Source organism: Crossiella cryophila, from assembly GCF_014204915.1.
GTDB classification, from domain to species: domain Bacteria; phylum Actinomycetota; class Actinomycetes; order Mycobacteriales; family Pseudonocardiaceae; genus Crossiella; species Crossiella cryophila.
On record NZ_JACHMH010000001.1, the window covers coordinates 6,271,709 to 6,285,266 of the forward strand.

16 protein-coding genes are annotated in these 13,558 nt (G+C 71.1%); 6 read left to right on the forward strand and 10 right to left on the reverse strand.

Features of this window, described 5'->3' with window-relative positions; genetic code table 11:
* Nucleotides 1-1,263, forward strand: coding sequence for a sensor histidine kinase (locus HNR67_RS27625; RefSeq protein ID WP_185005130.1), 1,263 nt, complete (start codon nucleotides 1-3; stop codon nucleotides 1,261-1,263).
* Here the strand turns inward: HNR67_RS27625 and HNR67_RS27630 are convergent.
* A complete protein-coding gene (locus HNR67_RS27630; protein ID WP_185005131.1) occupies nucleotides 1,213-1,926 on the reverse strand; it encodes an MSMEG_4193 family putative phosphomutase in 714 nt (237 codons plus the stop codon). The genes HNR67_RS27625 and HNR67_RS27630 overlap by 51 nt on opposite strands.
* A 109-nt stretch (nucleotides 1,927-2,035) precedes the next feature.
* Here HNR67_RS27630 and HNR67_RS27635 point away from each other — a divergent pair, with 109 nt between their 5' ends.
* Nucleotides 2,036-2,374, forward strand: a complete 339-nt coding sequence (locus tag HNR67_RS27635) for a hypothetical protein (RefSeq protein WP_185005132.1) — start codon at nucleotides 2,036-2,038, stop codon at nucleotides 2,372-2,374.
* Here HNR67_RS27635 and HNR67_RS27640 read toward each other — a convergent pair.
* Together HNR67_RS27640 and HNR67_RS27645 are read right to left on the reverse strand one after the other, a co-directional pair.
* Entirely contained in the window at nucleotides 2,356-3,186 is an 831-nt protein-coding gene (locus tag HNR67_RS27640; protein WP_185005133.1) for an undecaprenyl-diphosphate phosphatase, read from the reverse strand. The two genes, HNR67_RS27635 and HNR67_RS27640, sit on opposite strands and share 19 nt — an antisense overlap.
* A gap of 72 nt (nucleotides 3,187-3,258) precedes the next feature.
* Nucleotides 3,259-4,305, reverse strand: coding sequence for an LLM class F420-dependent oxidoreductase (locus tag HNR67_RS27645; RefSeq protein ID WP_185005134.1), 1,047 nt, complete (start codon nucleotides 4,303-4,305; stop codon nucleotides 3,259-3,261).
* A 127-nt stretch (nucleotides 4,306-4,432) separates the two neighbouring features.
* Here HNR67_RS27645 and HNR67_RS27650 point away from each other — a divergent pair, with 127 nt between their 5' ends.
* Complete coding sequence (locus HNR67_RS27650) at nucleotides 4,433-5,410, forward strand: aldo/keto reductase (RefSeq protein ID WP_185005135.1); 978 nt, start codon at nucleotides 4,433-4,435, stop codon at nucleotides 5,408-5,410.
* On the opposite strand, the gene HNR67_RS27655 is transcribed toward HNR67_RS27650, so the two are convergent.
* Entirely contained in the window at nucleotides 5,382-5,669 is a 288-nt protein-coding gene (locus tag HNR67_RS27655) for a hypothetical protein (RefSeq protein ID WP_185005136.1), read from the reverse strand. The two genes, HNR67_RS27650 and HNR67_RS27655, sit on opposite strands and share 29 nt — an antisense overlap.
* Before the next feature lie 172 nt (nucleotides 5,670-5,841).
* On the opposite strand from HNR67_RS27655, the gene HNR67_RS27660 reads away from it, so the two are divergent.
* A complete protein-coding gene (locus HNR67_RS27660) occupies nucleotides 5,842-6,846 on the forward strand; it encodes a hypothetical protein (protein ID WP_312988179.1) in 1,005 nt (334 codons plus the stop codon).
* On the forward strand, nucleotides 6,843-7,073 hold the full coding sequence (locus HNR67_RS27665) for a DUF5703 family protein (RefSeq protein ID WP_185005137.1): 231 nt from the start codon (nucleotides 6,843-6,845) through the stop codon (nucleotides 7,071-7,073). The genes HNR67_RS27660 and HNR67_RS27665 overlap by 4 nt, the downstream gene beginning before the upstream one ends.
* 67 nt (nucleotides 7,074-7,140) lie before the next feature.
* Here the strand turns inward: HNR67_RS27665 and rox are convergent, their stop codons facing one another.
* From rox to HNR67_RS27690, 5 genes are all read right to left on the reverse strand, one after another.
* Nucleotides 7,141-8,568 carry a rifampin monooxygenase gene (rox, locus tag HNR67_RS27670; protein ID WP_185005138.1) on the reverse strand — a complete coding sequence of 476 codons (1,428 nt, stop codon included), beginning with the start codon at nucleotides 8,566-8,568 and terminating at the stop codon, nucleotides 7,141-7,143.
* 262 nt (nucleotides 8,569-8,830) lie between these two features.
* On the reverse strand, nucleotides 8,831-9,376 hold the full coding sequence (locus HNR67_RS27675) for a hypothetical protein (protein WP_221490075.1): 546 nt from the start codon (nucleotides 9,374-9,376) through the stop codon (nucleotides 8,831-8,833).
* Between the two features lie 98 nt (nucleotides 9,377-9,474).
* Nucleotides 9,475-10,023 carry a GNAT family N-acetyltransferase gene (locus HNR67_RS27680; RefSeq protein WP_246492606.1) on the reverse strand — a complete coding sequence of 183 codons (549 nt, stop codon included), beginning with the start codon at nucleotides 10,021-10,023 and terminating at the stop codon, nucleotides 9,475-9,477.
* 162 nt (nucleotides 10,024-10,185) lie between these two features.
* Nucleotides 10,186-11,064, reverse strand: coding sequence for an alpha/beta fold hydrolase (locus HNR67_RS27685; protein ID WP_185005140.1), 879 nt, complete (start codon nucleotides 11,062-11,064; stop codon nucleotides 10,186-10,188).
* Nucleotides 11,065-11,079: 15 nt separating this feature from the next.
* Nucleotides 11,080-11,658, reverse strand: a complete 579-nt coding sequence (locus HNR67_RS27690) for a TetR/AcrR family transcriptional regulator (RefSeq protein ID WP_185005141.1) — start codon at nucleotides 11,656-11,658, stop codon at nucleotides 11,080-11,082.
* 90 nt (nucleotides 11,659-11,748) lie between these two features.
* On the opposite strand from HNR67_RS27690, the gene HNR67_RS27695 reads away from it, so the two are divergent.
* Nucleotides 11,749-12,195, forward strand: coding sequence for a DUF1772 domain-containing protein (locus HNR67_RS27695; RefSeq protein WP_185005142.1), 447 nt, complete (start codon nucleotides 11,749-11,751; stop codon nucleotides 12,193-12,195).
* A 16-nt stretch (nucleotides 12,196-12,211) separates the two neighbouring features.
* On the opposite strand, the gene HNR67_RS27700 is transcribed toward HNR67_RS27695, so the two are convergent.
* Nucleotides 12,212-13,534 (reverse strand): erythromycin esterase family protein, encoded by a 1,323-nt coding sequence (locus HNR67_RS27700; RefSeq protein WP_185005143.1) that lies wholly within the window; start codon nucleotides 13,532-13,534, stop codon nucleotides 12,212-12,214.
* Nucleotides 13,535-13,558 lie beyond the last annotated feature (24 nt).

A 13,558-nucleotide genomic window follows, 5' to 3' on the forward strand; every position in this document is an offset into this window, starting at 1 on the left:
GTGTTCCCGACAACCCTGCGCTGGCGGCTGAGCGCGGTCATCGCCGTGGTCGGCGCCCTGGTCGCGATCGGACTGAGCGTGCTGGTGCGCACCGAGTTCGAGCGCATGCAACTCGCCGATGCCCGCCGCCTGCAGGACGAACGCATCCAGCTGGTGGTGCGCGACTACGCCATGTCCGGCACCGCCACCCTGGGCGCGGACCTGGACTCCCCCGACCTGCCCCGCGAACTCCGCGAGGCCGTGCACGGCGGCCAGCGCGCCACCTACCTGGAACGCCGCCCCGGCCAGGCGTGGATCTGGGCGGCGGCGGAAACCGACGGCAAGATCCTGTCCATCCGCACCTCCTACGCCGACAAGGACGACGCCCTCGACCAGCTCGACCAGGTCCTGGTCATCGGCTCGGCCGCGGTGGTCGTGCTCGGCACCCTGCTCGGGGTGATCCTCGGCGCCCGCCTGTCCCGCCGCCTGCGCCTGGCCGCCGCCGCGGCCCGCCAGGTCGCCGACGGCGACACCGAGGTCCGGGTCCGCGACGCCATCGGCGGCCGCCCCGCCGATGAGACCGCCGAACTCGCCCAGGCCGTGGACGCCATGGCCGACGCCCTGCAGGAACGCCTGGCCGCCGAACAACGCGTCACCGCCGACATCGCGCACGAACTGCGCACCCCGGTCACCGGCCTGGTCACCGCCGCCGAACTCCTACCCCCCGGACGACCGGCCGAGATGGTCCGCGACCGCATCAAGGCGTTGCGCGGACTGGTCGAGGACGTCCTGGAGGTCGCCCGCCTGGACACCGCCACCGAGAAGGCCGAACTGACCGGGTTCGACCTGCTCACCTTCGTCCAGCGCCGGGTCACCGCCCTCACCCCCGAAGCGCAGGTGAGTGGGGAGTCCCAGACCGTGCTCACCGACCCGCGCCGCCTGGAACGGGTCCTGGTCAACCTGCTGATCAACGCCCGCCGCCACGGCAAACCCCCCGTCGAGGTCCACGTCCAGGGGCACACGCTGCGGGTCCGCGATCACGGACCCGGCTTCGCCGCCGACCTGCTCCGCGACGGACCCAGCCGCTTCCGCACCGGCAGCAGCGACCGCGGCACCGGGCACGGCCTCGGCCTGACCATCGCCGCCGCCCAGACCCGGGTCCTCGGCGGCACCCTGACCTTCGCCAACGCCGAGAACGGCGGCGCGGTCATCACCTTGGTACTGCCCGCGAACTCAGCCCTGGACGACGGCCTCGGCGGCGGGAGCGGTCTCGCCGCCGGTTGAGCCGCCCACCGTGGCGTCCTCCGTGGGCCGCTCCGCGCGCACCAGACCGGCCAGCGCACCGGAGTCGTTGACCTTCCACACATACGGCCGGTGCTCGGTGTAGTGGATCACCGAGGCCGAGCCCGGATCGACCAGGATCCGCTGGAAGGCGTCCAGGTGCGAACCCAGGGCGTCGGCCAGGATCGCCTTGATCACATCACCGTGACTGCACGCCACCCAGATCGCCTCGGCCCCGTGCGCCGCGCTGATCCGCGCGTCGTGCTCCCGCACCGCGGCCACCGCCCGCGCCGAGACCGCGGCCAGGCCCTCGCCGCCGGGGAAGATCGCGGCGGAGGGGTGCTGCTGCACGACCTTCCACAGCGGTTCCTTGAGCAGATCGGTGATCGCCTTGCCGGTCCAGTCGCCGTAGTCCACTTCGGACAGTCGTGGCTCGGCCATCGGGGTCAGCTCCCGCGCGGCGGACAGGGGTGCGAGGGTCTCGGCGCAGCGCTGCAACGGGGAGGAGACGATCTCGGCGATCGGCACCCCGGCGAAGCGCTCCACCAGGCCCTGGGCCTGGGTCAGGCCGTCCTCGTGCAGGCCCACCCCTTCGGCCCGTCCGGCCAGGGTCCCGGAACCGTTGGCCACCGATCGTGCATGCCGCAGAAGGATGAGCGTCGCCACCCCGGCAGCTTACGTGCCACCACCCGCGCCACCGGTTCCAGGCACCCAGCGGGTGAGGATCGGTCGTTTCACCGCACGCCGGCCGGGCCCGGCTGCTAGGAACGAGGTCATGTCGAACAGCACTCGCCTCGCCCGCGGCCTGCTCGCCCTGGCCGCCTTCGGTGCGCTCTTCACCGCACCCGCCGCCGCGGCCTCCCCGGCACCCGCACCCGCCGCCGCCTGCGCGGAGGACGCCGCCGCGGGCCCGTGTGTGGACGGGTGCCGCCGCAAGCGCGAGGACGGCTTCCGCAACTGCGACCTCGCCTACGACCGCTGCCTGCGCGCCGGCACGCCCGCGGTCAAGTGCCGGGAGCAGAACCGCGCCTGCCGGGCCCAGGCCGAACAGGCCTACCGGCGCTGCCTGGGCACCTGCACCCGCCGCGACGGTGGTCAGGTCGCCGAGATGTAGCCCGAGGACAGCATCGCCAGCACGAACAGGCCCAGCACCACCCGGTACCAGACGAAGACGTACACGCTGTGCTTGGCCACGAACTTCAGCAGCCAGGCGATGGTCACATAGCCGATGGCGAAGGCCACCACGGTGGCCACGATCATCTGCGCGATGCTGGGCGCGTTCGCCCCGGCCCGCTCGAAGACATCCGGCAGCGAGAAGATCCCCGCCGCCACCACGGCCGGGATGGCCAGCAGGAACGAATAGCGGGTCGCCGCCTCGCGGTTCAGGCCGATGAACAGGCCGGCCGTGATCGTGCCGCCCGAGCGGGACACGCCGGGGACCAGGGCCATCGCCTGGGCACAACCCATGATCAGGCCGTCCTTGAGCGTCATCTGCTCCACCGAGCGCTTCTGCCTGCCGTACAGCTCAGCGGCACCCAGCACCAGGCCGAACACCACCAGCGTGGTGCCCACCACCCACAGGTTGCGGCCGCTGGTGCGGATCTGCTCCTTGAACAGCAGCCCCAGCACACTGATCGGGATGGTGCCGATGATCACGTACCAGGCCAGCCGGTAGTCCTGGGTCTTGCGCACCGCGGCGTTGCCGAACCCGCGGAACCAGGTGCCCACCAGCCGGAAGATGTCCTTGGCGAAATAAATCAGCACCGCCGCCTCGGTGCCCAGCTGGGTCACCGCGGTGAAACTCGCGCCCGCGTCCCGCCCGAAGAACAACTCCGAGACGATCCGCAGGTGACCGGAACTGGAGATCGGCAGCATCTCGGTCAGCCCCTGGACCACGCCGAGGACGAGGGCTTCCAGCCAGGTCATGGCTCAGACCACCATCCCGCGGTCGCCAACTGCTGCGATGACTCGGTCGGCGACCGCGAGATGATGCGCCACTTACCCCACTCCAGCTGCTTCCAAGGCTTCGACCGCGACGCGAAGGGACAGCGTCGCCTCGTCAAGATCTTGCAGCATCGCCGAAACGGTCAGCGTGGTGACCCCCGCCTGCGCGAAAGCCTTGATCCGCTCGGTGATCCGCTCCTTGGGCCCCAGCAGCGAGGTGGCGTCGATGAACTCCAGCGGCACCGCGGCCAGCGCGCCCTCGTAGTCCTTGGCCAGGAACTTGTCCTGGACCTCCTGGGCCTGCTCCCCGAAGCCCATCCGGGTGGCCAGGTCCTTGTAGAAGTTCTTCTGCCTGCTGCCCATCCCGCCCAGGTACAGCGAGGCGTAGGGCCGGACCTTGTCCGCGCAGCTCTGCCAGTCCTCCCCGACCACCAGCGGCACGGTGGGCACCACGTCGAAGCCCTCCATGGTCTTGCCGACCCGCTCCCGGCCGAGACGGATCGACTCCAGGCTCTCCGCGGAGTGCTCGGGAGAGAAGAACACCCCGAGCCAGCCATCAGCGATCTCGCCGGTCAGCTCCAGGTTCTTCGGACCGATCGAGGCCAGGTAGATCGGGATGTGCTCACGCGCCGGGTGCACGGTCAGCGTCAGCGCCTTGCCGGGACCATCCGGCAGCGGCAGCGTGTAGTGCTGCCCCTCGTACTTCAGGCGCTCCCTGGCCAGCGCCTTGCGCACGATCTCCACGTATTCCCTGGTCCGGCCCAGCGGCTTGTCGAAACGCACGCCGTGCCAGCCCTCCGAGACCTGCGGTCCGGACACGCCCAGTCCCATCCGGAACCGGCCGTCGGAGAGGGTGTCCAGGGTCGCCGCGGTCATCGCGGCCATCGCCGGGGTCCGCGCCGGGATCTGGAAGACCGCGGAACCGACGTCGATGCGTTCGGTCTGCGCGGCGATCCAGCTCAGCACGGTGGGCGCGTCGGAGCCATAGGCCTCCGCGGCCCAGACCACGGAGTAGCCGAGCCGGTCGGCCTCCTTGGCCAGGTCGAGGTTCTCGGCGTCGTTACCGGCGCCCCAATATCCGAGGTTCAGCCCAAGTCGCACCCGACGAACCTTACTCGCTAGTAACAAACCGGGTAGGCCACCGTGACACCGGTCACACTGACGAGTGATGCGCCACCACGGCCCAGCTACCCACAACCGGCGTACCAACCACCTAGGGTAGATCGGCGTGGAACAGCGACAGCTCGGCCGCAGCGGCCTCCGGGTCTCCCGCACGGCCCTCGGCACCATGTCCTGGGGACGCGACACCGACGCCGACGAAGCCGCCAACCTGCTGCTCGCCTTCTGCGAAGCCGGCGGCACCCTCATCGACACCGCCGATGTCTACAACGACGGACTCGCCGAGGAAATCCTCGGCAGCCTGCTCGGCGAAGCCATCCCACGCACCGACATCGTGCTGGCCACCAAAGCCGTCGCCCGCCGCACCGAAGGCCCCTTCGGCGGCGGCGCCTCCCGCGGCGCCCTGCTCACCGCCCTGCACGACTCACTCCGCCGCCTGAACACCGACCACATCGACCTCTGGCAACTCCACGCCTGGGACGCCAGCACCCCCATCGAGGAAACCCTCGCCGCCCTCGACACCGCCGTCACCAGCGGCAAAGTCCGCTACACCGGCATCTCCAACTACTCCGGCTGGCAAACCGCCACCGCAGCCGCCCGCCAGCACGCCCAGCACAGCCCAGCCCCCCTCATCTCCACCCAGGTCGAATACTCACTCCTGGAACGCGGCGTCGAACGCGAAGTCATCCCCGCCGCCACCCACCACGGACTCGGCCTGCTCCCCTGGGCCCCACTCGGCCGCGGCGTCCTCACCGGCAAATACCGCAACGGCACCCCAGCCGACTCCCGCGGCGCCAGCCCGCACTACGCCCCCTACGTCGAACACCACCGCACCGAACGCACCGCCCGCATCGTCCAGGCCGTGGCCACCGCCGCCGACGGCCTCGGCACCTCACCCCTGGCCGTCGCCCTCGCCTGGGTCCGCGACCGACCCCAGGTCATCGCCCCCGTCATCGGCGCCCGCGACACCGCCCAACTCGCCGGCTCCCTCGCCGCCGAGGACCTCACCCTGCCCCCGGCCATCCGCGCCGCCCTCGACGACGTCAGCGCCGTCGAACTCAGCTACCCGGAACGCCCGCTGCCGTGAGCATCGACCGCAACAACGCCCCCACCGCCCGCCGATCCCGCGGCGCCACCCCATCCACCGGAGCCTCCCGGGTCAACTCCACATGCGCCCGCCCCGGCACCGCGGGCGCGTCCGCCCGATAAACCACCAACCGGGCCACCCCATGCCGCAACACGAACGAGAACTCCCGGCCATCGGCCAGGTGCCCATGACCATGCGCGTGCTCCCCCACCCGCAACCCCTCCAGCACAAAGGAACCCCGCGAGCTGGTGCTGTTCATCCGGGGCTCCTTCAAGGGTGGGGCGGCTCGGGGCAGGTACGGCCCACACGGTAATACTTCGTTCAACAACTACTACGAGTTACAAGTCGTGGAGTTGTTCACACCCGGAACGTGACGAGCGCGTGAACTTCCGGGATGCTGAACGCACCGCGGTCAACACGGGAGGAAACGAGTGCGTCGGCTGATGGCGGCCCTGCTCACCGGAACAGTCCTGCTCACGGCCTGTTCAACCAGCCAGGGCAACACCAACGAACAGCCACCCGACGAGGTCATCCCCGCAGGCCCCGCGGTCGCCGCGGCCCGCGGCGCCATCCCCGTCGGCACCGTCACCCCACTACCGGGCAAGGCCACCGCCCTCACCCTGGACGAGACCACCCGAACGGTCGCCATCGCGGTCACCGACCCCGCCCGCCTACTGCTCTACCCGGCCGACAACCTCGCCGCCACACCCCGCGAGATCCCACTGCCCGGCCCGGTCGAACACCTCACCCTGGCCGACGGCAAACTCCTGGCCCCCGTGCGCGCCAACGGAAAACTCCTCCGCATCACCCTGCCCGATGGCGCCACCGAAACCCTCGACGTCACCGGCGGCCCACTCTCGGCCACCCAGGTCGGCGACCGCACCATCGTCGCGCTGCGTGAACCCGGCCAGGGCATCGCCGTCCTCAACGCCGCGGGCAAACTCGAACGCACCATCAACACCGGCTTCCGCGGCGTCAGCACCGTCCTGCCCGCGGGCAAGAAGGTCGTCGTCCTCGACGAACTCCGCACCGCCGTCATCGAGGTCGACCCCGCCACCGGCGAACTCGGCGCCGGCCTGCGCTCCGGCGACGCCACCACCCACGCCATCACCGACCGATTCGGCCGCGTACTCGCCGTGGACACCCGAGGCGGCGAACTACTCGCCTTCTCCACCAACCCACTGATCATGCGCCAGCGCTACCCCGTGCCAGGGGCGCCCTACGGGATCGCCTACGACCGCACCAGGGACCTCGCGTGGATCACCCTCACCGAACGCGACGAGGTGGTCGGCTACAACGTCGCCACCGGCTCGCCAGAGGAGAAGTATCGCTTTGCCACCGTCCACCAGCCCAACTCGGTGACGGTGGATCCGAAGAGCGGACGCGTACTGGTCGCCTCCGCGGACGGAGGAGGGGTACAGGTGGTGCAACCATGAGTGCTGCTGCCGACGAGGCGGTGGTCGACGGAGACTGGGAGTACCAGCCGCTGCGCATCCCCCCGGGAGTCTCCCGGCGCGCCGCGGCCACCCAGCTCGCCATCCACGCCGAGTTCGCCGGATGGGAACTGTCCAGGGTACTGCTGTTCTCCGACGGCACCCGCAAGGTCTGGCTCCGCCGCAAACGCCGACCGGCCCACGCCGGCCTACCCGGAATCATCATCTAACCCACACCGGGTTCGACGGCGCGGCGCTGCCGGCTCACCACCGACAGCGCCGCGATCCTGCTCGGGCTCAGGTGACGGGCTCACCAAACCAGCGGGACAGGTGCTGCTCCAGCTCCCGCTGATCATCGCCGACCCAGGCGACGTGACCGTCAGGGCGCAGCAGCACGGCCGGAACACCCAGCGCCACAACGGGATCCGCGATCAGATCGACCCGATCCGACCAGCCCCGCACACTAAGCCCTCCCGTGCGATCGAGCACCAGACCACGACCCCGACGCAGCCGCTCGTAGAGGCGGCCATGCGCCAGATCGAGATCACGCAGGCGACGGCCGAGCAGATCAGGACCCGCACCGAAGTCATAGCGGATGCCGATCGCGGTGATCTTCTCGATCAGATGCCGGTTCACCACCTCGAAATCCATCAGCTCGGCGAGCAGCCCGCGCAACGCCTGCGCCCCAGGCTCAGGGGAATGCAGCGCCACCTGGGCACGGGTGTTGTCCAGCACCTCCTCGGCCACCGGATGACGCTCGGCCTGATAGCTGTCCAGCAACGCCCCCGGCGCCCAGCCCCGGACCTGCCCGGCCAGCTTCCAGCCGAGATTGACCGCGTCCTGGACCCCCAGGTTCAGCCCCTGCCCACCGGCGGGCGGATGGATGTGCGCCGCATCCCCGGCCAGCAGCACCCGGCCGACCCGATACCGCTCGGCCAGCCGGGTGGCATCCCCGAACCGGGACAGCCAGCGCGGCGAGTGCACCCCGAAATCGGTCCCGGCCACGGCCCGCAACCGCTGCCGGAAATCTTCCAGCGTGGGTGGTTCCGTCCGATCCTCACTGACTCCCGCCGCGGGCACCACAACGCGGTAGACCCCTTCGCCGAAGGGCCCCAGGCTGAAACTCCGGTTGGCCGCCTGGATCTCGGCCACCCGGTCGGCGATCTCCGCCCACGGCACACCCACCGCCAGCTCACCCATCAGCGTCTCGTTGCGCGCGGGCTCACCGGGAAAGCCGACGCCCAGCCGGGTGCGCACCGTGCTGCGCGCGCCGTCACAGCCCACGAGATAACGCGCACGCAGCCGCTCCCCGCCGGCCAGCTCGACGGTCACCCCCTGCTCGTCCTGGGTGAACCCGGCCACCGCACAACCACGCCGGACCTGCGCGCCCAGTGCGATGGCGTGTTCCTCGAGCAGCCGCACGATGACCGGCTGCGGGATGCCCAGCAGGTAGGCGTGCGCGGAATCCAGGCCCGCCGGCACCGGTTTGTCGATGGCGGCGAAGAAACCGGCGGCCGGACGCTGTCGTCCCTGTGCGCGAACACGGTCGAGCAGCCCGCGCATGGCCAGCAACTCGATACTGCGAATGTGCAGCCCGACCACGCGGACGAACGACACGGGCTCGGTTTCCCGCTCCAGCACGAGCACCCGCACCTCGTGCAGCCGCAACTCGGCGGCCAGCATCGCGCCGGTCGGACCGCAGCCGGCGATGATCACATCGAACATGTGTTGCCTTTCGGGAGTGCCTTGGTGGCGAGGCGCTCCCGGCGACAACTACGTCAATCGCCCGACCATGACGGGAAGGCGGAGCACCCACAGCGTTGCAGCGTTCATGGGTCTCACCTCCTCGGGCGGTGTCACGATCAGCCGCAAACTACTGGCCAGCGCGCCCTCCGGTCCAACCATTTCCCCTCCTGGCCTGGTTTGGTTTTTCTTGGGCCTGAGTGATTAATTTCAGTGGACACTGAACTCATCGATCCAAGAAAGATCAATGGGTACGGCAGCTCCGCCGCGTCCGCCGCTGGTACGACACCGCCGTCACCGCCAGGGCGACCCCGAACCCGGCGAAACCCAGCACCCCCACCAGCGCCACCCACCAGCGCGGCAACCGCTCCCCCCACGGCCGCACCAGCGCCAGCAACAGCACCATGCCCACCACCGCGGCGACCGCGGTCGCGTCCACGCCGTAGCTCGCCAGCAACCCGTACAGGCCCTCGCTCAGCTCCGGACCCGCGCCGAAACCCAAGGCCCACCACGACTTCAGCACCACATACGGCACAAACGCGGCAACGCCGAGGTAGCCGATCCACCGCACCAGCCCCGAAACCGGCCCGGCCTCCCCACGACCACGCCGCCGGTAGGACACCGCGGTCGCCGCGAACAACCCAGCCCCCACCAGCGCACCCACCTGCCGCACCAGTCCAGCCCAGTCCGCCAGCTCCCCGGAGATCAGCAACGACACCAACGAGATCACCGTGAACATCCCGGCCGCCAACGCCAGCGCGCACATCAGCCACGCCCCGGCAGGCACCACGCGGCCGGACCGCGACCAAGGCGAACACCACCACCGGGGACAGCCTCGCCGGTGCGCGCCGCAGCGGACTCCCGCCGTGGGAGGAACTGGTTCCCGCGTCAGGGGGAGGCCGGTGTGGCGGGGGTGATCTCGTACTCGACCTCGACCTGGCCCGAGGAAAGGAACTCCCGGACGAAGGTGAGGCCGACGGAGGTCATGGTCGCCCGGGAGGCGGCGTTGACGGCCAGGGTCTGGGCGAAGATCCGATCGAGGCCGAGGTCGGTGAAGCCGTAGCGGATCAGCTCGCGCGCGCCCTCACTCGCGTAGCCACGGCGCCAGTGGCTGCGCGCCAACCGGTAGCCGAGATCGGCCTCCCCCGCGACCTCGGGCTGGTCCGGACCGTGCGGCGGCTGCAGGATCCACCAGCCGACGAAGCCGTCCTCGGCGAAACCCACCCAGAACCCGAGGCCGGGCACCTTCGCCGCGGCGGCGAGTCGCCTGCGGTGCGACCGCTCGACCTCGGCGCGGGTGTGCGCCCGGCCGCCGAGGTAGCGCATCACCTCGGGGTCGGCGTCCAGCTCGGCCTCCAGGTCGAGGTGCTCCTCGGCCAGTGGCACGAGGGTCAGGCGCGGGGTGTGCAGGGTGGGTTGGGCCATGCGCTCGATCATCGCGGCGAGGGCAAGCCAATTCGCCCGCTCCCCGGCCGGGTTCTGGGGTTGGGTTTGGCTCGACCGGTTAATTTCACTCGACACTGAAGTGATCGTGACGAGAGAATTTTTGATCGGGCGAAGTGGGGCGCCGGTTGGGTCGATCTTGCTGGGCGGCCGGAACTAGCTCGCGGCCTGGATCGCCGCCATCACCTCGGCCCTGACCACCAGGCCGACGCCGTGCGCCTGCCCCTCGATCACCCGCAGCGTGCAGTCCGGCAGCTCCCCCGCCAGCCGCCGGGCCACCGGCAGCGGCACGTTGGTGTCCTGATCACCGTGCCAGGCCAGTACCGGCGCGGTGATCTCCCCCAGCCCGAACCCCCACGGCCGGGCGATCATGACCAGCTCCTGGGTGGCCGCGCGGCCACCGTCCCGCAACGCGCCGACGGCCGAACCCGCCAGCCAGCCGGTGTCCACGCCGGCCAGTGCGGTCCGATCGGCGGGCGAGGCGCGGCGCAGCATCGACTGCTCGAACCGGCGCGCCGCGGCCGGGTTGCGCACCATCCGGCTCAGCACACCCAGCTGCAGGCGCAGCAGCCAGGGCGCGTGCTGGGCGAGCAGGAACAGCCAGCGGTTGCCGCCGCGCATGCCTTGGCGCACCTGGCTTTCGTGCCCTGGACCGATGGCGGCCAGCAGGATCGTGGTGGTCAGCCGGTCCGGTAACGCGTGTGCCAGGGCCAGCGCATGCGGGCCGCCGCCGGACTCCCCCACCGCGGCGAACCTGGCCAGGCCGAGGTGGTCGGCCAGGCAGGCGATGTCGGCGGCGTAGCGGGCCAGCGAGCGGCGCGGGTCGAGATCCGAGGCGCCGCAGCCTGGCTTGTCCACCGAGAGCCAGCGCACCCCGGCCACGCGGGCCGTCTCGTCGTAGACCCCGCCCAGCAGGCCGGAGGCCGGCCAGCCCGGCGAGTACACGCAGGGCGTGCCCGCCGGGTCGCCGAACTCGTAGTAGCCCAGCCGCCGTCCGTCGGGCAGGGCCACCGTCCGCACCTCAACCTCGCGCATGACCCCGATTCTGGCTCAGATCATGGCCAGCCGGTCCACCAGCAGCTCCACCCGCCGCTCGGCCTCCCCCGGCGGCAGCCGTCCCGCCCGGGTCAGGGTGGCCAGCCCGTGCAGGCACGCCCAGAACACCTCGGTGAACAGGCCGGGGTCGACGCCCTCCCCCGCGACCTCGGCGAGGCTTTCCAGCAGGGCCGCGAAGCCGTCCTTCAGCGGCTCGGGGGTGTCCTCCTGGGCGAAGGCCAGGCCGCCGTCGAGCTGGAACATGGCGTCGTAGACCGCCGGGTTGCCCTCGGCGAAGTCGAGGTAGGCGCGGGCGAGGGCGGTGACCCTGGCCCGCGGACCGGCCACGGCGGCGGTCGCGGCCCGCAGCGCCGCGGCCAGCTCGGCGGCGCCGTCGAGGGCGACCGCGCCGATGATCTCGCGCTTGCCGCGGAAGTGGCTGTAGAGCACGGGCTGGCTGTACTCGATGCGCTCGGCGAGCCTGCGGGTGGTGACCGCGTCCCAGCCCTGCTGCTCGGCGAGTTCGCGGGCCGTGGCCACGATGAGCCGCTCGCGGGCCGCCTGTTCGCGCTGCTTGCGTTCCGGTACCGACACAGCTCAATGCTAGCAGCGCTAGACAAACGAGCGACGGCAGAGCTAGCGTTGCCTTATTACCTAGCAACGCTAGCCTCAGAGAGGGGCACCATGCTCAGCGCACTCGCGGTCCTCACCATCGTGGTAGTCGGCGTGATGGTGGGGGTGGAGTTCGCCGTCGCCTTCGTCATCAACCCGATCCTCAACGCACTCCCCGAGGACAGTGCCCAGCTCGGCCGGGCACACGGCGGCCGGATGCTCGGCGCTCTCATGCCGTTCTGGTACGTCGGCTCGCTGGTGCTGAGCGCGGTCTGGGCCATCGCAGGCTGGCATCGCCCCGGCGTCGTCCTCGTGGTCATCGCCGCCGCGCTGCTGATCGTGAGCGTGCTCATGTCGGTGCTGTTGCTCGTCCCGATCAACAACCGGAGCAAGACGTGGACCGCCGAGAACCGGCCTGCCGACTGGAAGGAGCAGCAGAACCGCTGGGACCGCTACCACTACGTGCGGGTCGCCGTGATCATCGCCGCCTTCACCCTGCTGGCCGCCGCGCACGCCTGAGCGGGCGGTCCTCCGGTCAGCCGCCACTCCCCTGCCACTTGGCGAACATCTCCCGGACCTCCGGCGGCGAGGCGGCCAGCGCCTCGGCGTCCGGCTCGCCCGCGCTGACCACCGGGACGTGCACCAGCGCGTCATAGGCGACCAGCGGGTCCAGCTCGTTGTAGTAGGTGCCGTTGCGCTGCTGGTTCGCCGCCCGCACGGTTTCCCGGTCGGCCTCGCCCAGGGTGCGCAGGTTGGTGGCGAAGGGGCCGTCGTGGCTGGCCGCCATCAGCGCGTCCAGGCTGCCAGGCTGGGGTTCGGGCAGCTCCTCGAAAAACTCGCCCGCGAAGAAGCCGCTGCCCAGCACCTGGCCGGTGCCCGAGGTGGTGCCGATGACCCGGTAGTCCGCGCCCAGCCGGTCGGCCAGGTGCACGCCGAGGCCAGTCATCGGCGGTGTGCCGGGGATGGCGCCGGGGACTCGCTGCAGGTGGCCGTTGTGCGCGCCGAGCACGATCCGGTCCTCCCGGCCCAGCACCCACGCCACGGTGTCGGCCAGGGTGGCCTCGCGGCTGAGCGAGGCGGTCTCCAGGTCGCCCTGGGCCATCGCGCGCACCATCACGTCCAGGGTGATGGCGGCGTGCAGTGCGCGCTGGGCCCGCTGGTAGGACTCGGCGCCGGTGCGGGCGACGTAGTCGATCCGCTTGGCGGACAGGCGGGCCAGCAGCCCGGCGAGGCCGGCGGTGAGCGCGTTCTTGCGGTCGGGTTCGAGGGCGCCGTACGCGCCCACCGCAGCCGGGATGCCGAAGGCGGAGGTGGCGGCGAAGGTCAGCGCGATCTCCCTGATCACCGGGTCGGGGCGGTAGCCGGGATCGGCCTCGGCGAGGTAGCCGAGCACCGCGTCCAGGCTGGGCAGCGGGGTCACGTTGGAGCCGCCGAGGTCGATGCCGTAGTAGCGGATCGGGTCGGCGGCGGTGCGGTTGTGCTCGCGCAGCCATTCGAGCTGGAGCCGGACCGGCCGCCACAACCCGGTCAGCGAGCCGAACCCGTCGGCCAGCACCGCACCCACCGCGCCGGGGCCGCCGTTGATCCAGTCCTGCACCAGCTGCCCCTGGACGAACCCGTTCTCCTCGGTGCTGGCGACGAACCCGTGCCGCCGCACCAGGTAGCGCACGACGCGGTGCCGCAGCTGTGGGAACTCGGTGCTGTAGTGCGAGCTTTCGCCGATCGCGACCACCCGCGCGTCGCCGATCACCTCATCCAGCCAGGCCAGGTCGTCCAGCGGCGCGGCCGGATCCAGCGTGCGCAGTGGCCGCACCGCCGCGTCACTGAGCCTGGCCTGGGTGGAGATGTTCGTGCTCACCGGGAACCCCCTCTGTGCGTTTCC

What these genes read in the sequence shown, in the direction of transcription:
- HNR67_RS27635 (WP_185005132.1), top strand. Translation starts at nt 2,036, where the DNA reads ATGTCGAACAGCACTCGCCTCGCCCGCGGCCTGCTCGCCCTGGCCGCC.
- HNR67_RS27640 (WP_185005133.1), bottom strand. Translation starts at nt 3,186, where the DNA reads ATGACCTGGCTGGAAGCCCTCGTCCTCGGCGTGGTCCAGGGGCTGACC.
- HNR67_RS27655 (WP_185005136.1), bottom strand. Translation starts at nt 5,669, where the DNA reads ATGAACAGCACCAGCTCGCGGGGTTCCTTTGTGCTGGAGGGGTTGCGG.
- HNR67_RS27665 (WP_185005137.1), top strand. Translation starts at nt 6,843, where the DNA reads ATGAGTGCTGCTGCCGACGAGGCGGTGGTCGACGGAGACTGGGAGTAC.
- rox (WP_185005138.1), bottom strand. Translation starts at nt 8,568, where the DNA reads ATGTTCGATGTGATCATCGCCGGCTGCGGTCCGACCGGCGCGATGCTG.
- HNR67_RS27680 (WP_246492606.1), bottom strand. Translation starts at nt 10,023, where the DNA reads ATGATCGAGCGCATGGCCCAACCCACCCTGCACACCCCGCGCCTGACC.
- HNR67_RS27685 (WP_185005140.1), bottom strand. Translation starts at nt 11,064, where the DNA reads ATGCGCGAGGTTGAGGTGCGGACGGTGGCCCTGCCCGACGGACGGCGG.
- HNR67_RS27695 (WP_185005142.1), top strand. Translation starts at nt 11,749, where the DNA reads ATGCTCAGCGCACTCGCGGTCCTCACCATCGTGGTAGTCGGCGTGATG.